Source organism: Streptomyces sp. NPDC044921 (assembly GCF_056432865.1).
The window spans coordinates 84,825-109,285 of the sequence record NZ_JBWKIF010000005.1; the positions used below are offsets into that span (position 1 = coordinate 84,825).

The window sequence follows — 24,461 nt, forward strand, 5'->3', positions numbered from 1 at the left end:
ACTCCGACCGGACGGCTTCGCCTGGCCCGGTGCGTCGTGGACGAAGGCTGGCCGTTGCGGCGGGCCGCGGCCCCGCCCGGCCCGGCGCACCGCCGGCTGTCAAGCAGCCGGCTGCGGCGGATGACCCCCGTGGTCGAACTCCGGCTCGGGGTCCCGCGGCCCGAACAACGCCGTGAGCCCCAGGTGCACCACCAGCGCGGCGAGCGGCCAGGCCAGCAGCGCACCCTTCGCCCCCAGCTTCAGCGGCGCGGAGAAGGTCACCCCCCGCCCCACCTCGCGCGCGTGCGCGATGACGTCCTCCGCGGGCCCGAGCCACACCCCGAGCCGCCAGGCCAGCAACGACCCGAGCAGCCCCCCGGCGGCAAGCCCCACGACCAGCGGCACGCCCCCGCGCCGCCGCAGCAGGAACACCACCAGCGCGCTCAGGACCCCGAAGCCGAGCGCGAGCAGCGTGAAGGTGCCGTCCACCCCGACGGCCTGCTCCCCCTCGGTGTCCTCGAGGTAGACGACCCAGTTGCCGTCCGTCACGTCCCCGACCAGCGGCACGTGCGGCGCGAGCCACCACCACAGCACGCCCAGCAGCACCCCGCCGAGCGCCACGGCCACGGCGACCACGCCGGCTTCGCGTACTTCCGTCTTCATCCCGGGGCCGTCCTGTCCGTACCAGCCGTGCCCGGAGTACTCGGCGTACTGGGCGTGCTGAGAGCCCGGAGCCCCGGACGCCCCGGCCGGCGGCTGCCACGAACCCTCTGCGGAACGTTCATGCGGTGGCGGTGGCGGAGTCAGTGGTGCGGTCACCCTGCCATCGTGCCAGGCCCGCCTGTGCGCCGCGGCACCGGACGTCCCCTGCCCGCTCACTCCCCGCTCACCGCACGGCCGCCCGCCGGTACGCCCAGGTCGCCACGGCCAGCGAGACGACGCCCACCCCGGCGCAGACGGCGAGATCACCCAGCACGAACGCCCAGTCGGGGTCGTTACCGAACGTGCGCGCGAACGCCTCGACGCCGTACGTGGACGGCAGCAGGTCCCGCGCGAAGCGCACGACCTCCGGCATCCGGTCCGCCGGCAGCACGCCCAGCAGCAGCGCCGCCGACATGCCCAGCTGCCCGAGCAGCGTGGCCAGCTCCGGCCGGGGCGCGAGCAGCCCGAGCGCGGCCCCGAGCCCGGCGAGCGCGGCGCCCGCCAGCGGGATGACGGCCACGAGGATCCACAGATGAGCCAGCGGCAGCCCGAACAGCACACAGCCGAACACCGCCGTCACCACGGTCCCGGGCACGGTGAAGGACGCGTATGCGCCCGCCGCGCCGAGCACCACCGCCGCGGGCGGCACCGGCAGCGTCGCGTAGTGGTCGAGTCCGCCGCTGGCGCGCAGCTGCCCGAAGTACTGCGCGAGCAGGTTCAGCGCGACGAAGGCGACCACCAGGACCGACGACCCGGCGACCACGGCCTGCGCCTCGGCCCCGTCGTCCACGACCCCGCGCATCAGGACCATGATCCCGACCGACTGGAAGGTCGCCACGAACAGCAGCGGGATCCGCGCGACCCGCGCCCGGGAGAGCTGCGCGCGGTACACGGCCGCCAGCGACGGCCACAGCCGTGCCCGGGGGCCGAGCTCGGCGGCGCCCGCGGCGGGCTCCTCCACGGCCAGGGCACCGCCCGGCAGGACATCGGCGGGTACGACACTCACGTCGCGCTGCTCCCCTTCGTCGGGTCCACTGCGGCAGTCGCCCTGTTCGGTACGTACGCGACGGCCCGCGCACTCAAGGTCTCGGTCATCCTCACGTGCCTCACGCCCTCACCAGCCCCTGCTGCGCGGCACCGCCGAGGGCCAGGTAGACGTCCTCCAGGCTCGGCGTGGTCAGCGTGAAGTCGTCCAGGGCGGCGAAGGCGGCCCCTCCGGTGACGGTCGCGACGACCGCCCGGGCCTCCTCGGGCCCGAGCCGGAGCGTCCAGCGGCGGCCCGACTCCACGGCCCGGTCCCGCAGCGCGGCCACCTCCGGGACGTGCAGCGGAGCCGTGTCCCGCCACACCAGGTCGACCCGCACCTCACCGGCGACCTGCTCCTTGAGCCCGGCGGGCGTGTCGCAGGCGATGACCCGCCCGCGGTCCAGGACGGCCACCCGGTCCAGCACGGTCTCGGCCTCGATGACGTTGTGCGTGACGAGCAGCACGGTCGTGCCGCGCTCGGCCCGCCGCCGGTCGACCGCGGACCACACGGCCCGCCGCGCCACCGGGTCCATTCCGGTGGTCGGCTCGTCGAGCACCAGCAGCGGCCGCTCCCCCACCAGCGCGGCGGCGAAGCACGCCAGCCGCCGCTGGCCGCCGGAGAGCCTCTTCAGGGGGCGGCCGGCGAGCGGGGTGAGGCCGAGCTCGTCGAGGACGGCGTCACGCTCGGCCCGCGCCCGCCGGACGTCCAGGCCGCGCAGCCGCCCGGTGGTCTCGGCGGCCAGCGACACGGTCAGTTCGTCGAGGGCGGTCGACTCCTGGCCGAGGTAGGCGAGGATGCGCGCGGCCCGCTCGGGGTGGCGCACGATGTCGTGCCCGAGGATCTCCACGCTGCCGCCGTCGGGCCGCATCAGGCCGGTGAGCTGGCGCACGAGGGTGGACTTGCCGGCGCCGTTCGGGCCGAGCAGGCCGAAGATCTCGCCGCGGCGGATCTCCAGCCGCACGTCGTCCGTGGCCCGGACCTCGGGGGTCGCGGGCGCGCCGCGCCGGCCCCGGACCGCCGGATAGGTCTTGGTCAGCCCGCGCACCGCGCACACGATGTCGCCATCGTGCCGAAATGCCTGTGCCGCGCGCGTACTCACAAGGGACGAGACTACGGGGTCGGCGACCCCGGTCCGCTCCCGGGTCGGCCGACCACGGCACATCCGTCGGCGAACGCCTCAATCACCGACCGGGGCGTGCTCCACGCCCGTGCGCACGCCGATCTCCTTCCAGAAGCCGGCCCGGATGGCGTAACGGTCGCGTTCGTCGATCTGGTCGTCCTTGTGGGCGAGCAGGCCGAACCGGGCGGCGTAGCGCAGCAGCTCGCCGTCGACCCGGTGCGGGATGCGCGGGTACATCCCGGACAGTTTCTGCAGGTGGCTCGGGTCGCCGAGGCGTTCGACCCAGCGCCGGGCGAAGACCTGGCCCACCTCGAAGGGGTCGCCGCCGACCGTGGTGATGTCCTCCTCGCGGTCGGCCCAGCGCTGCTCGGCGGTGGTCAGCTGGGCGAGCGTCGGCATCGAGGCGGCCTCGGGGGGCTCGGCCGCGGGCCGGTCGACCCAGCCCTTGTCGGAGGACCAGCGGAGGGTGGCGGAGGCGGGGGGCTGGGCGGGCGGGGGACTGGGGGCGCGCAGGGCGGCCAGGTCCTTGGGCGTGGGGACCCCTTTGGCGGCGGGCACCCGTTCCTCGCTGCCGTTCGCCCCGGGGCCGGGCACCGGGTGCGGGGGCTGCGGGGCGGGCCGCTCGGCCGGGGCGGTGAGGGCGGAGTCGGGCAGCGGCGCGGAGAGGATCGCGGCGATCTCGGGGCGGGGCGCGGGCTGCGGGGCGCACACCCCCGTGTACTCCTTGGCGCGGACGGCCTTGGTGATCCACGCGCGGTCCAGCACGCGCCGCTCGTCGGCCTCGGCCACCAGGTCCTCGGACTGGTTGTAGTCGCCGTCGGCGGCCTGGACGGCCCAGAGGTGGACGGCGACGCCGTGTTCCTTGGCGGCCATCATGCCGGGCAGCAGGTCACCGTCGCCGGTGACCAGGACGACGTCGGAGCAGGCGCGGTTGCGGGCCAGTTCGGTCAGCTCGGCGTGCATGGCCGCGTCCACGCCCTTCTGCGCCCAGCGGCCGTCGCTGCGGGTCAGGGCGCCGAGCCGGACGGTGACCCGGGGCATCACCCGCAGCCGGCGGTGCTCGGGCTGCGGGACGCGGTCGGGGGCGCCGTCGAACCAGTAGATGCGCAGCAGCGGCTGCTGCGTGTCCGCCTCGGCGCGCTCGCGCAGGGCCTGGATGAGGGCTGTGTGGTCGACCGTGATGCGGGACCGCGAGGGCTCCCCGGCGAGGAGACTCGCCGCGGCTCCCAGCAGATACCCGGCGTCCACCAGGACGATGCAGCGGTCCACGCGACTCACCCTCTTCCCAGGAGGTTAGTTTCGGGCTTCCTTCGAGTCTGCCCGACGGTGCGGAGGTTAACGGCCGGAACTCGATCTTCGGCGTGGCGTTTCGCGCCGCCCTGCTCCGACTCCCCCTGTCACGCAGGGTAATTGTCCGACATGCGATCGTTGTCGGCCTGTGTGAATCTGGTCCCGGCCCTGGCCCCTAGATCCCCCACAGGAGGCATCACCATGGCCAAGAACAAGAACCGTGACCGTAAGCAGCAGCGTCCGACCGACCGCGGGCAGCGGGCGGACCGCAGCCCCGTGGCGGAGGCGGAGCCCCAGACCGAGGTCGAGCTGACCCCCGGCGACGTGGTCTCCCGCAAGCGCAAGCGCAGCTTCGGCCACAACTGACATCTGTGTGACGGGTTTTGCAACCCGCGCACATGCGCGAGGGGCGTACCAGGTACCGGGTACGCCCCTCACGCGCGTCGAGCGCCTCCCGCCGACCGGATCACCCCGCCGGACGGGACGGCCGGCTCAACCCGCCAGGCAGGACGGGCCGAGCAGCACCTTCAGGTCGCCGAAGAGCGCCGGGTCGGGCTTGACCCGGTGCCGGTCCAGGCGCAGCACGGTCGTCTTGGTCGGCCCCTGGAGCCTGATCCGGACCTCGCTGTCGCCCTTGTGGTGGCTGAGCACCTCGCCGAGGCGGCTGACCAGCGGCGGCGTGACCCGGGTGGCCGGGATCGTCAGGACCACGGGCGCGTTGGTGCCCGCGTTGGACAGGTCCGGGACCATCAGCTCCATGGCGACCAGCCGCGGCACGTCCTCCCGCTTGTCGAGGCGGCCCTTGACGAACACCACGGCGTCCTCGACGAGTTGCGTCGACACGAGCTGGTAGGTCGCGGGGAAGAACATGCACTCGATCGAGCCGGCGAGGTCCTCGACGGTGGCGATCGCCCAGGCGTTGCCCTGCTTGGTCATCTTGCGCTGCAGGCCCGAGATGATGCCGCCGATGGTGACGACCGCCCCGTCCGCGTGCTCGCCGCCGGTCAGCTGGGAGATGCCCGCGTCGGCCTTGTCGGACAGGATGTGCTCCAGCCCGAACAGCGGGTGGTCGGAGACGTACAGACCGAGCATCTCCCGCTCCTGGGCGAGCAGGTAGGTCTTGTCCCACTCGTCGGTGGAGAACTCCACGTCGAGCCCGAAGCCCGGCTCGCTGGTCTCGGCCTCGCCCATGCCGCCGAAGAGGTCGAACTGCCCCTCGGCCTCCTTGCGCTTGACCGCGACCACGTTGTCGATCATCGGCTCGTACTGGGCGGTGAGGCCCTTGCGGGTGTGGCCCAGCGAGTCGAAGGCACCCGCCTTGATCAGGGACTCGGTGGTGCGCTTGTTGCAGACCACCGCCTCCACCTTGTCGAGGTAGTCCGGGAAGGAGGTGTACTTCCCCTTCGCCTTGCGGCACCGGATGATCGACTCGACCACGTTCGTGCCGACGTTGCGGACGGCGGAGAGGCCGAAGAGGATCACGTCGTCGCCCTGGGCCGCGAAGTTGGACATCGACTCGTTGACGTTCGGCGGGAGCACCCGGATGCCCATGCGGCGGCACTCGTTGAGGTAGACGGCCGACTTGTCCTTGTCGTCCTTCACGGACGTGAGCAGGGCGGCCATGTACTCGGCGGGGTGGTTCGCCTTGAGGTACGCCGTCCAGTACGAGACGAGTCCGTACGCGGCGGAGTGCGCCTTGTTGAACGCGTAGCCGGCGAAGGGGACCAGCACGTCCCACAGCGCCTGGATGGCCTCGTCGCTGTAGCCCTTCTTGCGGGCGCCCTCCTGGAAGAGGACGAAGTTCTTCGCCAGCTCCTCGGGCTTCTTCTTGCCCATCACGCGACGGAGGATGTCGGCCTCGCCGAGCGAGTAGCCGGCGATGATCTGGGCGGCCTTCTGCACCTGCTCCTGGTAGACGATCAGGCCGTAGGTGACGTCCAGGACCTCCTTGAGCGGCTCCTCCAGCTCGGGGTGGATGGGCGTGATCTCCTGCTGGCCGTTCTTGCGCAGCGCGTAGTTCGTGTGGGAGTTCATGCCCATCGGGCCCGGGCGGTACAGGGCCGACACGGCGGAGATGTCTTCGAAGTTGTCCGGCTTCATCAGCCGGAGCAGGGAGCGCATCGGGCCGCCGTCGAACTGGAAGACGCCGAGGGTGTCGCCGCGCTGGAGCAGTTCGAAGGTCTTGGGGTCGTCCAGCGGAAGCGACAGCAGATCGATGTCGATGCCCTTGTTGGACTTCACCATCTTGACGGCGTCGTCCATGATCGTGAGGTTGCGCAGGCCCAGGAAGTCCATCTTCAGCAGGCCGAGCGACTCACAGCTCGGGTAGTCCCACTGCGTGATCGTCACGCCGTCGGTGTGCCTGACCCAGACCGGGACGTGGTCGGTGATGGTCTCGCTGGACATGATCACGCCGGCGGCGTGCACGCCCATCTGCCGGACCAGGCCCTCGACGCCCTTGGCGGTGTCGATGACCTTCTTCACGTCCGGCTCGTTCTCGTACATCGCCCGGACCTCGCCCGCCTCCGAGTAGCGCGGGTGGCTCGGGTCGGTGATGCCGTCGAGGTTGATGCCCTTGCCGAGGACGTCGGCGGGCATGGCCTTGGTGATGCGGTCGCCCATCGCGTACGGGTAGCCCAGCACGCGCGCGGAGTCCTTGATCGCGTTCTTGGCCTTGATGGTGCCGTACGTGCCGATCATGGCGACCTTGTCGGCGCCGTACTTCTCCGTCACGTACCGGATCACCTCGACGCGCCGGCGCTCGTCGAAGTCGATGTCGACGTCGGGCATGGAGATGCGCTCGGGGTTGAGGAACCGCTCGAAGATCAGGCCGTGCGGGATGGGGTCGAGGTCGGTGATGCCGAGGGCGTAGGCGACGATCGAGCCGGCCGCGGAACCACGGCCGGGGCCGACCGCGATGCCCTGCTTCTTGGCCCACATGATGAAGTCGGCGACCACGAGGAAGTAGCCCGGGAAGCCCATCGAGATGATGGTGTCCATCTCGTACTCGACCTGCTTCATGCGGTCGTCCGGGATGCCGTCCGGGAAGCGGCGGTGCATGCCGCGCATGGTCTCCTCGCGGAACCAGCTGACCTCCGTGTACCCCTCCGGGATGTCGAACTTGGGCATGAGGTCGCGCTTTTCGAACATGCCCGTGGTGTCGACCATCTCGGCGATCAGCCGGGTGTTGGCGCAGCCCTCCTGCCAGGCGTCCGAGGAGTCGATGGCGTACATCTCGTCCGTGGACTTCAGGTAGTAGCCGGTGCCGTCGAACTTGAAGCGGTCCGGGTCGGAGAGGTTCTTGCCGGTCTGGATGCACAGCAGCGCGTCGTGGGCGGTCGCCTCGTGCGCGTAGGTGTAGTGCGAGTCGTTGGTGACCAGCGGGGGGATGCCGAGCTTCTTGCCGATCTCCAGGAGGCCGTCGCGGACCCGGTGCTCGATCTCGATGCCGTGGTCCATCAGCTCCAGGAAGTAGCGGTCCTTGCCGAAGATGTCCTGGTAGTCGGCGGCGGCCTTGAGGGCCTCGTCGAAGTGGCCGAGGCGCAGCCGGGTCTGCACCTCGCCGGAGGGGCAGCCGGTGGAGGCGACGATGCCCTCGGACCACTGGGCGATGGTCTCCTTGTCCATCCGGGGCCACTTCTGCAGCCAGCCCTCGGCGTAGGCGTCGGAGGAGAGCCGGAAGAGGTTGTGCAGACCGGTCTTGTTCACCGCCCACATCGTCTTGTGGGTGTAACCGCCGGAACCGGAGACGTCGTCCCGCTTCTGGTGCGGCTGGCCCCACTGGATCTTGCGCTTGTTGCGGCGCGACTCGGGCGCGACATACGCCTCGATGCCGATGATCGGGGTGATCCCGGCCTTCTGCGCGGAGTGGTAGAAGTCGTACGCCCCGTGGAGGTTGCCGTGGTCGGACATGGCGATGTGCGTCATGCCCATCTCGTTGCACGCCTCGAACATGTCCTTCAGCCGCGCGGCACCGTCCAGCAGCGAGTACTGGGTGTGGACGTGCAGGTGCGTGAACGGCGGCTTTGACACGGCTGCGGCCTCCAGGAAGAACACGGGTCGAATGGGGTCCGACAGGCTGCGGACAGTCTGGGGGACAGCGTCGAAGTCTATGCCTCGGCACTGACACGCGGGGGCCTGACCCGCGTACCGTCGTGCGGGGGCCGCGGGCACTCGGGCGTGGCCCCGCACGTTAGGCAGAGGGCGGACCTGCCGCCCTGAGACGCACGCACCAGGAGGCACCCAGCGATGTCGTTCCCGCAGCTCGACGGCGAGCACCGCGGTGAGGAGATCCTCGCCGTCTTCGACACCGCCTTCGGCCAGCTGCTGGCCGCCGACCCGGCCGCGTTCCGCGTGAAGTTCCGGAAGATGGCGGCCTCGGCCTTCGCCTTCTACCGGGGCACGGCGTGCCTCTTCTACCACGACCTCGAGCGCCAGGGCCTGCTGAGCGGCCCCTACCTGGACGAGCGCACCTCGCGCGTGTGGATCCACGGCGACCTGCACGCGGAGAACTTCGGCACGTACATGGACGCCAACGGCCGCCTGATCTTCAACGTGAACGACTTCGACGAGGCCTACGTGGGCCCGTTCACCTGGGACCTGGCGCGCTTCGCGGCGTCGATCGCGCTGATCGGGTACGCCAAGGCGCTCAGCGACGAGCAGATCACCGAGCTGGTGCGGGTGTACGCGGGCGCGTACCGGGAGCGGATCCACGCCCTGGCCACGGGCGCGAAGAGCGACGAGGTGCCGCCGTTCACGCTGGACACGGCCCAGGGCCCGCTGCTGGACGCGCTGCGCGACGCCCGGTCGCTGACCCGCTTCGGGCTGCTGGAGTCCATGACGGAGATCCGCGACTTCGAGCGCCGCTTCGCGCCCGGCGGCGGTTCCGTGGAGCTGGACGCGGCCACGCGCTACAAGGTCCTCGCGGCCTTCGACGGCTACCTGGAGACGCTCCCGGACAGCTCCCTGGCCCGCCCCGACTCCTACCGGGTGAAGGACGTCGTCGGCCGCCGCGGCATCGGCATCGGCTCGGCGGGGCTGCCGTCGTACAACATCCTCCTGGAGGGCCACAGCGACGCCCTGGAGAACGACGTCGTGATCTACATCAAGCAGGCCCAGACCCCGGCCGTCTCCCGGCACGTCACGGACCGGGCGATCCGCGACTACTTCCAGCACGAGGGGCACCGCACGGTCATCTCCCAGCGCGCCCTCCAGGCGCACGCCGACCCCTGGCTGGGCTGGACCGAGCTGGGCGGCGCGGGCCAGCTGGTCGCCGAGGTCTCGCCGTACGCGGTCGACCTCGACTGGGGCGACATCGACGACCCGGAGGAGATCGCCCAGGTGGTGACCGACCTCGGCCGGGCGACGGCCGCGATGCACGCGGCGGCCGACGACCAGTCCGGCGAGTCCCTGGTGCCGTTCTCCACCGAGCGGGCCATCGACGCGGCGATCGCGGCCGACGAGGAGGGCTTCGCGCCCCTGCTGGTCGACTTCGCGCACGGCTACGGCGCACGCGCGCGTGCCGACCACCAGACCTTCGTGGACCTCTTCCGCAACGGCCGGATCCCGGGTCTGTGACGGAAACGGCTCACACAGGCATCCTTTAGGGGTCCCTTACAGGGCTCCGTGACAGACTCTTCTCTCGCTATGGACATATCCGGGATCCCGCTCAGAGCCGTGCGCGCGGCGCTGTTCACGGCCGTGGTCGTGACGCTCAGCACCGCGTCGCACGTGCTGCTGTCCCGGGTCCCGCTGCCGGTGGGCACGGTGGCGGCGGTCGCCGCCGCCGTGTTCGCCCTCGCGTACGCCCTGGCGGGCCGCGAGCGCTCCTTCGGACGGATCGCCGCCCTGCTGATCCCGCTGGAGCTGGCCGCCGACACGGTGTTCACCACGGGGCAGCACGCCTGCTACGGCCGCGCGGGCGGCCCGGTCGCGGGTCCGCTGCGCTCGGTCGGCCTGGAGGTGCTGTGCGGCGGCGGCGAGGTGGGCACGCCGCTGGCCCGGATGGCCGGGGCCACCGGCACGGAGCGGCTCGCGGCGGTGGTCGCCCACGCCGACCCGGCCACGGCCTGGCTGCTGCTCGGGGCGCACCTCGGCGTCGGCCTCAGCGCCGCCGTCTGGCTGCGCCGCGGCGAGCGGGCCCTGGCCCAGCTGCTGCGGGCGGTGACGGCGACGACGTTCCGGCCGCTGCTCCTGGCGTTCGCCGCGGTGACGGTGCGGCGGCGTCCGGCCGGCCGCCGGCTGCCCTCGCGCACCGCAGGCCGCACGTCCACCGCCCGCGACCTGGTCCTGGCGTACTCCCTGGGGCGGCGCGGACCGCCGTGCTCACCCGCCCTCGTCTGAGGCACCCACCGTCGCTTGAGGCACCCGCCGTCGCGTGAGGCACCGCCCTCGCATCAGGCACCGCCTCGCGCGCGGCACCGCCTCGCGCGCGGCACTTCCGAGCACGAGCAGTCCCCCTTACGTATTCCGCACACGACGTGTGCGCGTCCCCCACGGAGAACATCACCATGAGCAAGCGGAACAGCCAGGCGGCCAAGACGGCGGCCCGCGAGCGGCTGCGTGTCGAGCGTGAGCGCGAGGCCAAGCGGGCGAAGGCCAAGAGGCAGATCATCGTCGCCTGTTCCGTCGTCGGCGTCCTGGCGATAGCCGGCGGCATCGGCTACGCGGTCGTCCAGGGCAACAAGCCCTCCTACTGGGAGTCCCAGAAGGACGCCGAGGTCGTCGCCCCGGCCAACACCACGGGCACCGACGGCACCACGGTCGTCATCGGCAAGGACTCGGCGAAGAAGACCCTGAAGGTCTACGAGGACGCGCGCTGCCCGGTGTGCGCCCAGTTCGAGCAGGTCGTCGGCCCGACCATGAAGAAGGACATCGACGACGGCAAGTACAAGATGCAGTTCATCGGGGCCACCTTCATCGACGACAAGGACAACGGCGAGGGCTCCAAGAACGCGCTGAGCGCCCTGGGCGCCGCCCTGAACGTCAGCGACCAGGCCTTCCTCGACTACAAGGCCGCGCTGTACTCCGCCAAGTTCCACCCGGAGGAGACGACCGACAAGTTCAAGGACGACAGCTACCTGATCAAGGTCGCCGACAGCGTCCCGGAGCTGAAGGGCAACAACAAGTTCCAGGACGCAGTCGAGAAGGGCACCTACGACGCCTGGGCGATGGCCATGTCGAAGACCTTCGACGACAACAAGGACGGCGTCACGGGCACGCCGGGCCTCGTCATGGACGGCAAGCAGCTCACCGCCGACGGCCAGGGCACGCCGCTGATGACGGTGGCCGACTTCAACCGGGTCGTGGGCGAGGCCCTGAAGAAGTGACGCCGGGCCGGGGACCGGCCGGCATGTGAAGAGCGGGCGAACTTCCGGAGTTCGCCCGCTCCGGCGCATACCGACCAGTAACCTGATGGCTCGTGACCAGTCGATACAGATCATCGAACACGTCCGAGGGCCTCAACTCCCTCACCCCGCGCCGCCGTACGGTCGTCAAGGCCGCGGCGGCGACCGCTGTCCTGGCCGGGCCGCTGGCGGCAACCCTGCCCGCGCGCGCCGTAGGCCAGGCCCCCGCCTTCCTGCACGGCGTCGCCTCCGGTGACCCGCTGCCGGACGGCATCCTGCTGTGGACCCGCGTGACGCCCGCCCCGGAGGCGATACCCGGCTCCGGGCTCGGCCCGGACACCGAGGTGAGCTGGACGGTCGCCCGGGACAAGGCGTTCACGCATGTCGTCGCCAAGGGCTCCACCCTCGCGACCGCCGCCTCCGACCACACCGTGAAGGCCGACATCCGCGGCCTGGAGCCGGGCACGGAGTACTGGTTCCGCTTCTCCGCTGGCGGCACCGACTCCCCCGCCGCCCGCACCCGCACCGCCCCCGCGCACGACGCCGCCGTCCCGGGCCTGCGCTTCGGCGTGGTCTCCTGCGCCAACTGGGAGGCCGGCTACTTCTCCCCGTACCGCCACCTCGCGGCCCGCGGCGACCTGGACGCCTGGCTGCACCTGGGCGACTACATCTACGAGTACGGCACCGGCGAGTACGGCACCCGCGGCACGGTCGTCCGCCCGCACGCCCCGGCGCACGAGATCCTCACCCTCGCCGACTACCGCGTGCGGCACGCCCGTTACAAGACCGACCCGGACCTGCAGGCCCTGCACGCGGCGGCCCCGGTCGTGGCCATCTGGGACGACCACGAGATCGCCAACGACGCCTGGTCGGGCGGCGCCGAGAACCACACGGAGGGCGCCGAGGGCACCTGGCCGGCCCGTCAGGCCGCCGCCAAGCAGGCCTACTTCGAGTGGATGCCCGTGCGTCCCGCGATCGCCGGCACCACCTACCGCCGGCTGCGCTTCGGCAAGCTGGCCGACCTCTCGCTGCTGGACCTGCGCTCGTTCCGCTCCCAGCAGGTCAAGGTGGGCAACGGCGAGGTCGACGATCCGGACCGCACCCTCACCGGCCGCGCCCAGCTCGACTGGCTCAAGGCGGGCCTGAAGGCGTCCGACACCACCTGGCGGCTGGTCGGCAACTCGGTGATGATCTCGCCGTTCGCCATCGGCTCGCTCTCCGCCGACCTGCTCAAGCCGCTCGCCAAGCTGCTGGGCCTGCCGCAGGAGGGCCTCGCCCTGAACACCGACCAGTGGGACGGCTACACCGACGACCGCCGGGAGATCCTGGCGCACCTGCGCGCGAACGCCATCCGCAACACGGTCTTCCTCACCGGCGACATCCACATGGCCTGGGCCAACGACGTCCCGGTCGACGCCGGCACGTACCCGCTCTCCCCCTCGGCCGCCACGGAGTTCGTGGTCACCTCCGTCACCTCGGACAACCTCGACGACATCGTCAAGGTTCCCGAGGGCACGGTCTCCGCGGTCGCCTCACCGGTCATCCGCGCGGCCAACCGGCACGTCCACTGGGTCGACACCGACCGCCACGGCTTCGGCGTCCTGGACATCACGGCCGAGCGCGCGCAGATGGACTTCTACGTCGTCTCCGACCGCGCGCGGCGCGACGCGACGGCCAAGTGGTCCCGCTCGTACCGCACGCGCAGCGGCACGCAGAAGCTCGAACGCGTCTACGACCCGGTCTGAGCCGTCCCTCAGAGGCTGTCGAGGAATCAGAGGCTGTCGAGGAAGCCGAGCGCCACCCGCCAGGTGGCCTCGGCGGCCTCCGCGTCGTAGTCGGGCAGGTCGGGGTCGGTGTAGAGGTGACCGGCCCCGGCGTACCGGTACACCTCGACGTCGGCGCCGGTGCGGCCCATCTGGAGGTACCAGGCGCTCAGCCAGTCGTCCGTCTCGAACGGGTCCGGCTCCGCCACGTGCAGCTGGACCGGCAGCTCGTCCGCCTGGACGCCCGGCGCGATGTCCGACGTGCCGTGCAGGAGCAGCAGCCCGCGGGCCTTGTCGTCGCCGAGGGCGAGGGTCTGGGCGATGGAGGCGCCGAGCGAGAAGCCGGCGTAGACGAGCCCGCGCTCCGAGTAGGGCGCGGCCGCCAGCACGGCCCGCCTCAGCAGCTCGTCCTTGCCGATCTTCTCCTTGTGCTCCATGCCCTCCTCGACCGTCTCGAACGTACGCCCCTCGAAGAGGTCGGGCGTCCACACCTCGTGACCGGCCGAGCGCAGCCGGTCGGCGGCCTGGCGCACCGCGGGCCGCAGCCCGAACGCCGAGTGAAAGAGCATGATGTTCATGAGGCCATGGTGCCAGCCGGGTGTGACGAGCCGGGATCGCGGCAGTACCCAGGACGCCGCCGAAGTCACATGTTCATGCCCCCGGTGAGCCGGTTAGGTTCGGGTGCATGGAGAACCTGCTACGACCGCTGCTCGTGGTCGGTGGCTCGGTCGTGCTCACGCTGGTGATCGGCTGGGCCACCGACTTCCTGCTGCGCAAGGCCGACGAACGGCACCACGACACCCCGCTGTGGGGTCTGCTCCGCCGTGGCCGCATCCCCTACCAGCTCGTGCTGTGCGCCGCCCTGCTGAGAGGCTCGTACGAGGAGGCGCAACTGCTGCAGAGCCGCGAGGAGGCCGTCGGCCGGGTGCTGACCCTGGTGCTGATCGGGTCGGCCGCGTGGCTGATCATCCGCATCGCGGCGGCGATCGTCGAGACGTCCTACAGCCGGTACGCCCATGCCCGCGCCCACCGCGACCCGGCCAGGGTCCGCCGGGTGCGCACCCAGGTGACGCTGATCATGCGGGTGGTGTCCGCGATCGTCGGTGTGGTGGCCGCGGCCAGCATGCTGCTGACCTTCCCGGCGTTCAGGGCGGCCGGTGCCTCGCTGCTGGCCTCGGCCGGCATCCTCGGCATCGTCGCCGGTGTCGCCGCGCAGTCCACGCTGAGCAACATGTTCGCCGGGTTCCAGATCGCCTTCGGCGACATGGTGCGCATCGGGGACACCGTGGTCGTGGACGGCGAGTGGGGCACGGTGGAGGAGATCACACTGACGTTCCTGGCCGTGCGCACCTGGGACGAACGCCGGATCACCATGCCGGTGTCGTACTTCACGTCCAAGCCCTTCGAGAACTGGTCGCGCGGGACACCGCAGATGACCGGCATCGTCTTCTGGCACCTCGACCACACGGCCCCCGTGGACGCGATGCGCGACAAGCTGCGCGACATCCTGCGCGAGTGCCCGGCCTGGGACGGCCGCGCCTACGACCTGTCCGTCACGGACACCACGCCGAGCACCATGCAGGTGCGCGCGCTGGTGACGGCCAAGGACGCCGACGACATCTGGACGGTGCGGGTCGCGGTCCGCGAGCGGATGATCCGCTGGCTGGCCGACGAGCACCCGTACGCCCTGCCCAGGGTCAACACGGCGGACGCGGTACTGCCGCCGTCCCGCAACGGCGGCCATCCGTCGCACGACGGCGCGCGGCCGTCCCCGGACGGGGTCCCCGTCCAGCGCCGGTACCACGGCTCGTCCCGGTCGGAGCGCTGACGCGCCCGGGGCGCGCACACCGAAGAACGATGGCAGGACGGCTGCCCGCGGCGCGGGCAGCCGTCCTCGTGTCCGCCGGCCAGGCGAGCCAGTACGGAGTCTCGGCAGCGTCCCCGGGCGTCCCGGCCCGCCTTTCGGGGGCCTCGCCGACCAGCCGGTCCCGGCGCCCCGCGCCCATCGCGTCGCCCACCACCCACCGCCCATCACCGACCGCCCGACGGCCGCCCACCGCCGGCGGCGAGCACGTCCCCCGGAGACCAGGACCCCTGGAGCACCCTTACGGGCGGTGCGCGCGCGGGAAACTCACCGCAGGCTCCGCACGTCGAGATGGCGCAGCACCCGGTCCACCACCTCGGGGTCCGCCTCGGGCTCACTCCGCGCCGCCAGCACCTCGTGCCGCGCAGCGCTCAGCATCTCCTGCTGGATCCGCCGCATCCGCTTCAGCTGGCGGGCCCGCTCCCGGTGCGCCTCACGCCGCTCGTCCTCCGCCACCTCCGGGCTGATCCGCACCCCGATGTCGAACGCCCGCCGCAGCATCTGCTCGGACAGCTCCTCCGGCAGCTCCTCGTCCTCCTCGATCTCCCGCAACCGCCGCTTCGCCGCCTTCGACGCCCGGATCGCCAGGGCCTTCGCGAACTCCTTCTCCGCGTCCGTGTCGGCCTTCACCCCGAGCCGCCGCACCAGCCACGGCAACGTCAGCCCCTGCACCACCAGCGTGACCATGATCACGCCGAACGCGATGAAGATGATTTCGTCCCGGTTGGGGAACGGCGCCCCCGAGTCCGTCTCCAGCGGGATCGCCAGCACCAGCGCGACCGAGGCCACACCCCGCATCCCCGACCACCACATCACCACGGTCTCGCGCCAGCTCACCGGGATGTCCTCGTCGTAGTCCCGCCGCGCGTGCAGCCGTTTGGTCAGCCAGGTCGCCGGCAGCAGCCACAGCAGCCGTACGAACACCACCACGCACACCACCAGCGCCGCCCACCCGAGCAGCTGGCCCCACCGGCCGGCCGCGGTGTTGATCGCGTTGTGCAGCTCCAGCCCGACGAGGCCGAACGCGACGCCGGTGACGAGCGTGTCGACGATGTTCCAGAAGGTGTGCCCGGCCAGCCGCGTCATGACGTCGTCGGCGTCGGAACCGTACTCCGCGAGGAACAACGCGGTGGTGAGCACCGCGAGCACCCCCGAGCCGTGCAGTTCCTCGGCCATCACGTACGAGGCGTACGGCACCAGCAGCGTCAGCCCGATCTGCAAGGTCGCGTCGTTGAGCAGCTCCATCAGCTTGTTCGTGCCCCAGCCGAGCGCGAGCCCGACGGCGATCGCCACGACGGCCGAGAGCACCAGGTCCAGCCCGGCCTGCCAGGGCGAGAAGGTCCCGCTCACGGCGGCGGCGATCGCCACGTGGTAGAGGACGATGGCCGTCACGTCGTTGAACAGCCCTTCGCCCTCCAGGATCGACACCAGCCGGCGCGGCAGCCCCAGCTGCCCGGCGACGGCGGTGGCCGCGACCGGGTCGGGCGGTGCCACCAGCGCGCCCAGCGCGAACGCCGCGGCGAGCGGCAGCCCCGGCACGATCGCGTTCGCCGCGGCGGCCACGCAGGCCATGGTGACGAACACCAGCGCCACGGCCAGCAGGAAGATGGGTCTCTTGTTCGCCGCGAACTGCCGCCACGAGGTGCGCCGCACGGCGGCGTACAGCAGGGGCGGCAGCAGCAGGGGCAGGATCAGGTCCGGCGGGATGTCGACGTTCGGAACGAAGTCCAGCAGCGCCAGGACTATGCCGAGCAGGGTCATCAGCACCGGCGCGGGCATCCCGAGCCGGTCCCCCACCGGGACGCTGATCACGGCCCCGAGCAGCAGCACGAACAACAGGGCCAACTGATCCACGGTCAGCGCTCCGGGAGGTCAGACGGTCACACGACTGATCTCAAGCCTGCCACGCAACTCCCGCGACAAACCGTTTCGGCACCCGCCGCGGCAGGGCTAGAGCGAACGCCGCATCCCCTGGTGCGGAATCCCCGCCTCCAGGTACTCCGGCCCGTAGGCCACGTAACCGAGCCGCTCGTAGAAGCCGAGTGCGTGCGTCTGGGCGTGCAGGTCCACGGCCGTGAGCCCCCGCGCGCGTGCCGCCTCCTCGATGGCCCGCACCAGGGCGGCTCCGACACCGAGCCCGCGCGCGTGAGCGGCCACGGCGAGCCGGCCGAGGGAACCCACGGACGGACCGGCCCCAGTCTGCGCCACGGCCGCGTCCCCGACCAGCAGCCGCCCGGTCCCGAGGGGCACACCGTCCGGCCGGACCGCCAGGACGTGGACGGCCCCGGCGTCGTACGCGTCGTACTCCAGGTCCTCCGGCACGCCCTGCTCGCCGACGAAGACCTCCTTGCGCACCGCGAAGCACGCCTCGCGGTCGGCCGGGCCCTCGGCGACCCGCACCGCGTAGCCGGGGACGCTCACGCGTACGTCTCCTCCCGCACCTGGTCCAGGGCGTTCCGCAGGTCCTCCGGGTAGTCGCAGGAGAACTCCACCCACTGCCCGTCGCCGGGGTGCTCGAAGCCGAGCCGCACCGCGTGCAGCCACTGCCGGGTCAGGCGCAGCCGCTTGGCGAGCGTGGGGTCGGCGCCGTAGGTCAGGTCGCCGACGCAGGGGTGCCGGTGGGCGGCCATGTGGACGCGGATCTGGTGGGTGCGGCCGGTCTCCAGCTTCACGTCCAGCAGGGACGCCGCGCGGAACGCCTCGATGAGGTCGTAGTGCGTGACCGACGGCTTGCCCTCGGCGGTGACGGCCCACTTGTAGTCGTGCTGCGGGTGCCGTCCGATGGGCGCGTCGATGGTGCCGCTGGTCGGGTCGGGGTGGCCTTGGACGAGCGTGTGGTACCGCTTGTCGACCGTGCGCTCCTTGAACTGGCGCTTCAGCGACGTGTACGCGTACTCCGACTTGGCCACGACCATCAGCCCCGACGTGCCGACGTCCAGGCGGTGGACGATGCCCTGGCGCTCGGCGGCGCCGGAGGTCGAGATGCGGTACCCGGCGGCGGCGAGGCCTCCGATGACGGTCGGCCCGGTCCAGCCGGGCGACGGGTGCGCGGCCACGCCGACCGGCTTGACGATGACGACCACGTCATCGTCGTCGTGCACGATCTCCATGCCCTCGACCGGCTCGGCCACCACCTGCACCGGCGCGGGCGCCTGGGGCATCTCGACCTCCAGCCAGGCCCCGCCGTGCACCCGCTCCGACTTGCCGACCACCGATCCGTCGACCGTGACCTTCCCCGAGGCGGCGAGCTCGGCCGCCTTGGTACGGGAGAAGCCGAACATGCGGGAGATGGCGGCGTCGACGCGCTCGCCCTCCAGGCCGTCGGGCACGGGCAGGGTACGGATCTCGGGAAGCGTGCTCACCCGTCGAGTATGCCGGACGGGCCCGGTACCCCCGTACGCGCCTGTGGACAACCTCCGCGCGCTCAGTCCTTGTGGACGGTGCCGTCCGGGTCGAGCCCCTTGAAGGACAGCAGCACGATCAGGATGCCGCCGCACACGATCGCCGAGTCGGCCAGGTTGAAGACGGCGAAGTGCTTGGGCGCGATGAAGTCCACGACCGCGCCCTCGAAGACGCCCGGCGCCCGGAAGATCCGGTCCGTGAGGTTGCCCAGCGCACCGCCGAGCAGCAGGCCGAGCGCGATCGCCCAGGGCAGGCTGTACAGCTTGCGGGCGAGACGGGCGATCACCACGATCACCGCGGCGGCGATCACCGTGAAGATCACGGTGAAGGCCTCGCCGAAGCCGAAGGCGGCGCCCGCGTTGCGGATGGCCTCGAACTTCAGCCAGTCCCCGATGATCTCGATCGGCGGGTGGTGCTCCAGCTTGGCGACCACGATCATCTTGCTGATCAGGTCGAGGGCGTAGGCGAACATGGCCACCCCGAAGAGCACGGCGATCCGGCGCTTGCCCCGGCCCGGGCCGGCCGCGGTCCGCGGCTCGCCGGCGCCGGAGGCCCCGGCGGCCACCGGCCCCGTCGGTTCGGTGCCGGACTCGCCCGCCCGGGCGCCGGTGTCGTCTGCACCGGGCCGCTCCCGTCCGTCCCCGGCCGCGTCCGGTGTGTCCGGCGTACCGATGATGCGCTCCGCCTCTGCCACGTGAGTCCCTCAACCTAGGTGCCTGACTGAGCACGAGGGTACGTCACGCCTCGCGCGACGCACGTGCTCAGGAGGCATTCGGCGGGGGTCAGTACCGGCGCTCCTGCTTCTGCTTGCACTCCACGCACAGCGTGGCCCGTGGGAAGGCCTGCATCCTGGCCTTGCCGATGGGGTTGCCGCAGTTCTCGCACAGGCCGTAGGTGCCGGAGTCGAGGCGGTCCAGGGCGCGCTCGGTCTGGTCGAGCATCTCGCGCGCGTTGGCGGCCAGGGCCAGCTCGTGCTCGCGCGTGATGTTCTTGCTGCCGGTGTCCGCCTCGTCGTGGCCGGCACCGTCCCCGGAGTCCCGCATCAGACCGGCGAGCGACCGCTCCGACGAGGTGATCTCCTCCCGCAGCCGCGCCTCCTCGGACATCAGCTCGGACCTGGCCTCCTCGACCTCCTCCGCCGTCCAGGGGTCCTCGCCCGGGCGTACCGCGAGCTCACCGGGCTCCGCCGCGCCCGCCCGTGCCTTCGGAACGGCGGTCTTCGCCGCCGTGGCCGTGCCAGGAGTCTTCTTCGCACCCACCGTCGTCGCTCCCGTCTGCGGTGCGGCCCCTGCCGCGCCCGCCTTCTTGGCCGTGCTGCTCCCGGCCGTGTCCTGTGTGACCGCGCCGGTGCGGGCGGTGCCCGCGCCGGCGCTCCCCGTGGTGGTGCTCCCCGTGGTGGTGCTCCCCGTGGTGGTGCTCCCGCCTGCGGCGCCCTGCCCGGCAACGCCTTCAGCGCCCTTCTTCCCGGCCCCGGCCCCCACGGTCCTCCCCGCACCGCCGGCGGCCTTCCCCGCCGCCGCCTTCCTGGCCGGAGCCTTCCCCGCCACAGCCCTCTTGGCGCCTGCTTTCTTCGACGCCGCCTTCTTGACCGGCGTCGGCTCGGCCGAAGCCTGCTTCGCGGCCGTCTCCTCGGCCGCCGCCGGTTCGCTCGTTCCGGCCGTCTTCCCGGGCTGCGCCGCTTCGCTTCCGGCCACCGCCGTCGAGGCCCCCCGCCCCGCCACCGCCTTCTTCGACACCGCCTTCTTGACCGGCGCCTTCTTGACCGGCGCCTTCTTGGCCGGCGCCTTCTTGGCCGACGCCTTCTTGACCGGCGACGTCTTCTTCGAGGCCGCCGTCTTCTTCGCGGCCGCCTCCCCGGCCGGCACCTTCTTCGCCGGCCTCTTCTCCGCCGCCGCCCTCTCCTCCGAGGCCGTCCCCGCGGCCGGTGCCTTCCCCTTCTCCGCCTTCGCGGCCGAATCCGTCTGCGCCGGTGCCACCTTCCTGACCGCCGCCTTGGTCTTCTGCACCGCGGCCTTCGTCCCCCCGGCCGCCTTCTCCACCGCCCCCTTCACCGCACGCCCCGCCGCGCCCCCCTGCGCGGACTTCTTCCCGCCCACGCCCTTGGCCGCACCGCCGGAGGCCTCCCCCGGCCTGCCGGACGCCGGCTGCTGTACGGCGGTCTTCTTCGCCACCATGGCCGCGGCCCCTTCACATATTGTGATCTTGCTCGTGAATCGTGCTGGGACGATAAATCGACTCGAGTCCCGCGGCAACGGGGCACACCGCCCGATTCGCCCGCCTCGCGCACGCCGCGCGGCGAACCTGCATCGGTTGTGCCCAGCTCCCCGTCCGGTAATCCGCCGAGCCGGACGTCCCAGGATCCGAACACCCATACCACCCCATTCAGGTCATCAAACCCAAAAGCCCCTCGACACCCCGTCCCCCGGAGTCCCGAAAAGCGGTCGGCCGCTGTCCGCCGGGCGCCGTACACTGGGCGGAGCGAAAAGCGTGGATGGGGACGAGTAGCGGCGTACGCAGCCCAGAGCGACCCGGGGACGGTGGGAGCCCGGGGGCGAGCGCGACGTGAAGATCACCCCGGAGCCGCCGGAAGAACGCCGCAGCGAAGGCAGCGGCCAGTAGACCCGGCATCGCGACCCCAATGAGGGGGCTCACCGGCGCACACCCCGTGCCGGGGGGTCAAGGAGGGTGGTACCGCGGGAGCGCGCCGAAGGCGGCGCAGGCAGACGTAGCTCTCGTCCCTCCGGACGGAAGGCAGCAAGTCCGCCGGAGGAAGCCCGCTGATGACATCGCCGACGTACCGCCAGGTCCCCGCCCAGGTCGACCTGCCCGCCCTCGAGCACGCCGTGCTCGACTTCTGGCGCGAGCAGAAGATCTTCGCCAAGAGCCTGGAGCAGTCCGAGGGCCGCCCCGAATGGGTGTTCTACGAGGGCCCGCCCACCGCCAACGGCATGCCCGGTGCCCACCACATCGAGGCCCGCGTCTTCAAGGACGTCTTCCCCCGCTTCCGCACCATGCGCGGCTACCACGTCGCCCGCAAGGCCGGCTGGGACTGCCACGGCCTCCCGGTGGAGCTCGCCGTCGAGAAGGAACTGGGCTTCTCCGGCAAGCAGGACATCGAGGCGTACGGCATCGCCGAGTTCAACGAGAAGTGCCGCGAGTCGGTGACCCGGCACACGGACGCCTTCGAAGAACTCACGACCCGCATGGGCTACTGGACCGACCTGAACGACCCGTACCGCACGATGGACCCCGAGTACATCGAGTCGGTCTGGTGGTCCCTGAAGGAGATCTTCAACAAGGGCCTGCTGGTCCAGGACCACCGCGTCGCCCCCTGGTGCCCCCGTTGCGGCACCGGCCTGTCCGACCACGAGCTGGCGCAGGGCTACGAGACGGTCGTCGACCCCTCGGTCTTCGTCCGCTTCCCGCTCACCTCCGGCCCGCTCGCCGGCGAGGCCGCGCTGCTGGTGTGGACGACCACCCCCTGGACCCTGGTGTCCAACACCGCGGTCGCCGCGCACCCCGAGGTCACCTACGTCGTCGCGACGAAGGGCCCGGAAGGCACGGAGAAGCTCGTCGTCGCCGAGCCGCTGCTCGCCAAGGCCCTCGGCGAGGGCTGGGAGAGCACCGGGCAGACCTTCACGGGCGCCGAGATGGAGCGCTGGACCTACCGGCGCCCCTTCGAGCTGGTGGAGTTCCCGGCCGAGGCCCACTTCGTCGTCAACGCCGAGTACGTCACCACCGAGGACGGCACGGGTCTGGTCCACCAGTCCCCCGCCTTCGGTGAGGACGACCTCAAGGTCTGCCGCTCCTACGGCCTGCCGGTCGTGAACCCGGTCCGCCCCGACGGCACCTTCGAGGAGGACGTCCCGCTGGTCGGCGGCGTCTTCTTCAAGAAGGCCGACGAGAAGCTCACCGCCGACCTCGACGAGCGCGGCCTGCTCTTCAAGCACGTCCCGTACGAGCACAGCTACCCGCACTGCTGGCGCTGCCACACCGCGCTGCTCTACTACGCCCAGCCGTCCTGGTACATCCGCACCACGGCGATCAAGGACCGCCTCCTCGCGGAGAACGAGAACACCAACTGGTTCCCGGACACGGTCAAGAACGGCCGCTACGGCGACTGGCTCAACAACAACATCGACTGGGCGCTGTCCCGCAACCGCTACTGGGGCACCCCGCTGCCCATCTGGCGCTGCGAGGACGACCACCTCACCTGCGTCGGCTCCCTCACCGAGCTGACCGAGCTGACCGGCACCGACCAGTCGGGCCTGGACCCGCACCGCCCGTTCATCGACGAGGTCACCTTCGCCTGCCCGCAGGGCGGTTGCGGGAGGACGGCCACGCGCGTGCCCGAGGTGATCGACGCCTGGTACGACTCGGGCTCGATGCCGTTCGCGCAGTGGGGCTACCCGTACAAGAACAAGGAGCTGTTCGAGACCCGCTACCCGGCGCAGTTCATCTGCGAGGCCATCGACCAGACCCGCGGCTGGTTCTACACGCTGATGGCGGTCGGCACGCTCGTCTTCGACAAGTCGTCGTACGAGAACGTGGTCTGCCTCGGTCACATCCTCGCCGAGGACGGCCGCAAGATGTCCAAGCACCTGGGCAACATCCTGCAGCCGATCCCGCTCATGGACCAGCACGGCGCCGACGCGGTCCGCTGGTTCATGGCGGCCGGCGGCTCCCCCTGGGCGGCCCGCCGCGTGGGCCACAACACGATCCAGGAAGTCGTCCGCAAGACGCTCCTGACGTACTGGAACACGGTCGCCTTCCAGGCCCTGTACGCCCGCACGGCCGGCTGGGCCCCGTCCGAGGCCGACCCGGCCCCGGCCGACCGCCCGGTCCTGGACCGCTGGCTGCTGTCCGAACTGCACGCGCTGACCGACCAGGTCACCCAGGCGCTGGACGCCTACGACACCCAGCGCGCCGGCAAGCTGCTGTCCGCGTTCGTCGACGACCTGTCCAACTGGTACGTGCGCCGCTCCCGCCGCCGCTTCTGGCAGGGCGACAAGGCGGCCCTGCGCACCCTGCACGAGGTCGTCCGGACCGTGACGCAGCTCATGGCCCCGCTGACCCCGTTCATCACCGAGCGGGTCTGGCAGGACCTGATCGTCCCGGTCACCCCGGGCGCCCCCGAGTCGGTGCACCTGTCGTCCTGGCCGGAGGCGGACCTCAGCGCCATCGACCCGGAGCTGTCGCAGCAGATGGTGCTGGTGCGCCGCCTGGTGGAGCTGGGCCGGGCCACGCGCGCGGAGTCGGGCGTCAAGACCCGCCAGCCGCTCTCCCGGGCGCTGATCGCGGCCACCGGCTTCGACGCGCTGGACCCCGAACTGCGCGCGCAGATCACGGAGGAGCTGAACGTCGAGTCCCTGGCGACGCTCAGCGAGGTCGGCGGCTCCCTGGTCGACACCACCGCGAAGGCCAACTTCCGCGCGCTGGGCAAGCGGTTCGGCAAGCGCGTCCAGGACGTGGCGAAGGCCGTCGCGAACGCGGACGCGGCCGCCCTGTCCCTGGCTCTGCGCGAGGGCACGGCATCCGTCGAGGTCGACGGCGAGACCATCACGCTGGCCCCCGACGAGGTCATCATCACCGAGACCCCGCGCGAGGGCTGGTCGGTGGCGTCCGACGCGGGGGCGACGGTCGCCCTGGACCTGGAGATCACGGAGGAGCTGCGCCGCGCGGGCCTCGCCCGTGACGCGATCCGCCTGATCCAGGAGGCCCGCAAGAACAGCGGTCTCGACGTGGCCGACCGCATCGCCCTGCGCTGGACGGCGACCGACCCGGCCGTCACCGAGGCCCTCACCGAGCACGCGCCGCTGATCGCCGACGAGGTCCTCGCCACGGACTTCGCCCAGGGCGAGGCGGACGGCGGCTACGGCGAGCCGTTCACCGACGAGGGCCTGTCCCTGACGTTCCGCCTGCGCAAGGCGTAACGCCCCCGGGACCTCTCGCACCGAAGGCCCGGGCC

17 protein-coding genes and 1 pseudogene are annotated in these 24,461 nt (G+C 71.7%); 7 read left to right on the top strand and 11 right to left on the bottom strand.

All coding sequences use genetic code 11. The features are described 5' to 3' along the window. Nucleotides 1–99: 99 nt before the first annotated feature. The 4 genes and pseudogenes from AC07DA_RS09755 to AC07DA_RS09770 all read right to left on the bottom strand — a co-directional run bounded on the left by AC07DA_RS09755 (nucleotide 100) and on the right by AC07DA_RS09770 (nucleotide 4,097). Nucleotides 100–798 carry an AAA family ATPase gene (locus AC07DA_RS09755; protein ID WP_479126242.1) on the bottom strand — a complete coding sequence of 233 codons (699 nt, stop codon included), beginning with the start codon at nucleotides 796–798 and terminating at the stop codon, nucleotides 100–102. 67 nt (nucleotides 799–865) lie between these two features. Continuing rightward, a complete protein-coding gene (locus AC07DA_RS09760; RefSeq protein WP_479126243.1) occupies nucleotides 866–1,687 on the bottom strand; it encodes an ABC transporter permease in 822 nt (273 codons plus the stop codon). Between the two features lie 100 nt (nucleotides 1,688–1,787). Further along, nucleotides 1,788–2,663 (bottom strand): annotated as a pseudogene (locus AC07DA_RS09765) (ABC transporter ATP-binding protein); the annotation flags it as partial. Between the two features lie 222 nt (nucleotides 2,664–2,885). Next, the gene (locus tag AC07DA_RS09770; RefSeq protein WP_479126245.1) at nucleotides 2,886–4,097 is read right to left on the bottom strand and encodes an NYN domain-containing protein; all 1,212 of its coding nucleotides are present in this window, start codon (nucleotides 4,095–4,097) and stop codon (nucleotides 2,886–2,888) included. A 222-nt stretch (nucleotides 4,098–4,319) separates the two neighbouring features. Between AC07DA_RS09770 and AC07DA_RS09775 the strand changes: the two genes are divergently transcribed. Then, complete coding sequence (locus tag AC07DA_RS09775; RefSeq protein ID WP_479126247.1) at nucleotides 4,320–4,484, top strand: hypothetical protein; 165 nt, start codon at nucleotides 4,320–4,322, stop codon at nucleotides 4,482–4,484. A 126-nt stretch (nucleotides 4,485–4,610) separates the two neighbouring features. Here the strand turns inward: AC07DA_RS09775 and dnaE are convergent, their stop codons facing one another. Beyond that, a complete protein-coding gene (gene dnaE, locus AC07DA_RS09780; protein ID WP_479126249.1) occupies nucleotides 4,611–8,150 on the bottom strand; it encodes a DNA polymerase III subunit alpha in 3,540 nt (1,179 codons plus the stop codon). Between the two features lie 216 nt (nucleotides 8,151–8,366). Between dnaE and AC07DA_RS09785 the strand changes: the two genes are divergently transcribed. The 4 genes from AC07DA_RS09785 (at nucleotide 8,367) to AC07DA_RS09800 (ending at nucleotide 13,209) form a co-directional block, all read left to right on the top strand. Further along, on the top strand, nucleotides 8,367–9,695 hold the full coding sequence (locus AC07DA_RS09785) for a DUF2252 domain-containing protein (protein ID WP_479126251.1): 1,329 nt from the start codon (nucleotides 8,367–8,369) through the stop codon (nucleotides 9,693–9,695). A 69-nt stretch (nucleotides 9,696–9,764) separates the two neighbouring features. Next, the gene (locus AC07DA_RS09790) at nucleotides 9,765–10,460 is read left to right on the top strand and encodes a hypothetical protein (RefSeq protein ID WP_479126253.1); all 696 of its coding nucleotides are present in this window, start codon (nucleotides 9,765–9,767) and stop codon (nucleotides 10,458–10,460) included. A 167-nt stretch (nucleotides 10,461–10,627) separates the two neighbouring features. Further along, nucleotides 10,628–11,446, top strand: a complete 819-nt coding sequence (locus AC07DA_RS09795; RefSeq protein WP_479126255.1) for a thioredoxin domain-containing protein — start codon at nucleotides 10,628–10,630, stop codon at nucleotides 11,444–11,446. A 92-nt stretch (nucleotides 11,447–11,538) separates the two neighbouring features. After that, nucleotides 11,539–13,209, top strand: a complete 1,671-nt coding sequence (locus tag AC07DA_RS09800; RefSeq protein ID WP_479126256.1) for an alkaline phosphatase D family protein — start codon at nucleotides 11,539–11,541, stop codon at nucleotides 13,207–13,209. A gap of 26 nt (nucleotides 13,210–13,235) precedes the next feature. Here AC07DA_RS09800 and AC07DA_RS09805 read toward each other — a convergent pair whose 3' ends face one another. Then, complete coding sequence (locus AC07DA_RS09805; RefSeq protein ID WP_479126715.1) at nucleotides 13,236–13,850, bottom strand: dienelactone hydrolase family protein; 615 nt, start codon at nucleotides 13,848–13,850, stop codon at nucleotides 13,236–13,238. A 62-nt stretch (nucleotides 13,851–13,912) separates the two neighbouring features. Here AC07DA_RS09805 and AC07DA_RS09810 point away from each other — a divergent pair, with 62 nt between their 5' ends. Beyond that, nucleotides 13,913–15,055 (top strand): mechanosensitive ion channel family protein, encoded by a 1,143-nt coding sequence (locus AC07DA_RS09810; RefSeq protein ID WP_479126258.1) that lies wholly within the window; start codon nucleotides 13,913–13,915, stop codon nucleotides 15,053–15,055. A 303-nt stretch (nucleotides 15,056–15,358) separates the two neighbouring features. On the opposite strand, the gene AC07DA_RS09815 is transcribed toward AC07DA_RS09810, so the two are convergent. The 5 genes from AC07DA_RS09815 to AC07DA_RS09835 form a co-directional block, all read right to left on the bottom strand. Then, nucleotides 15,359–16,945 carry a Na+/H+ antiporter gene (locus tag AC07DA_RS09815; protein ID WP_479126260.1) on the bottom strand — a complete coding sequence of 529 codons (1,587 nt, stop codon included), beginning with the start codon at nucleotides 16,943–16,945 and terminating at the stop codon, nucleotides 15,359–15,361. Between the two features lie 96 nt (nucleotides 16,946–17,041). After that, nucleotides 17,042–17,512: a GNAT family N-acetyltransferase gene (locus AC07DA_RS09820; RefSeq protein WP_479126262.1), complete on the bottom strand. Its 471-nt coding sequence runs from the start codon at nucleotides 17,510–17,512 to the stop codon at nucleotides 17,042–17,044. Further along, complete coding sequence (locus AC07DA_RS09825; RefSeq protein WP_479126264.1) at nucleotides 17,509–18,453, bottom strand: RluA family pseudouridine synthase; 945 nt, start codon at nucleotides 18,451–18,453, stop codon at nucleotides 17,509–17,511. Before AC07DA_RS09825 ends, AC07DA_RS09820 begins: the two co-directional genes overlap by 4 nt. A 62-nt stretch (nucleotides 18,454–18,515) precedes the next feature. Continuing rightward, the gene (gene lspA / locus AC07DA_RS09830; RefSeq protein ID WP_479126266.1) at nucleotides 18,516–19,187 is read right to left on the bottom strand and encodes a signal peptidase II; all 672 of its coding nucleotides are present in this window, start codon (nucleotides 19,185–19,187) and stop codon (nucleotides 18,516–18,518) included. 88 nt (nucleotides 19,188–19,275) lie between these two features. Next, entirely contained in the window at nucleotides 19,276–20,667 is a 1,392-nt protein-coding gene (locus tag AC07DA_RS09835; protein WP_479126267.1) for a TraR/DksA family transcriptional regulator, read from the bottom strand. Nucleotides 20,668–21,273: 606 nt separating this feature from the next. Here AC07DA_RS09835 and ileS point away from each other — a divergent pair. Continuing rightward, nucleotides 21,274–24,426: an isoleucine--tRNA ligase gene (ileS, locus tag AC07DA_RS09840; protein ID WP_479126268.1), complete on the top strand. Its 3,153-nt coding sequence runs from the start codon at nucleotides 21,274–21,276 to the stop codon at nucleotides 24,424–24,426. Nucleotides 24,427–24,461: the final 35 nt, after the last annotated feature.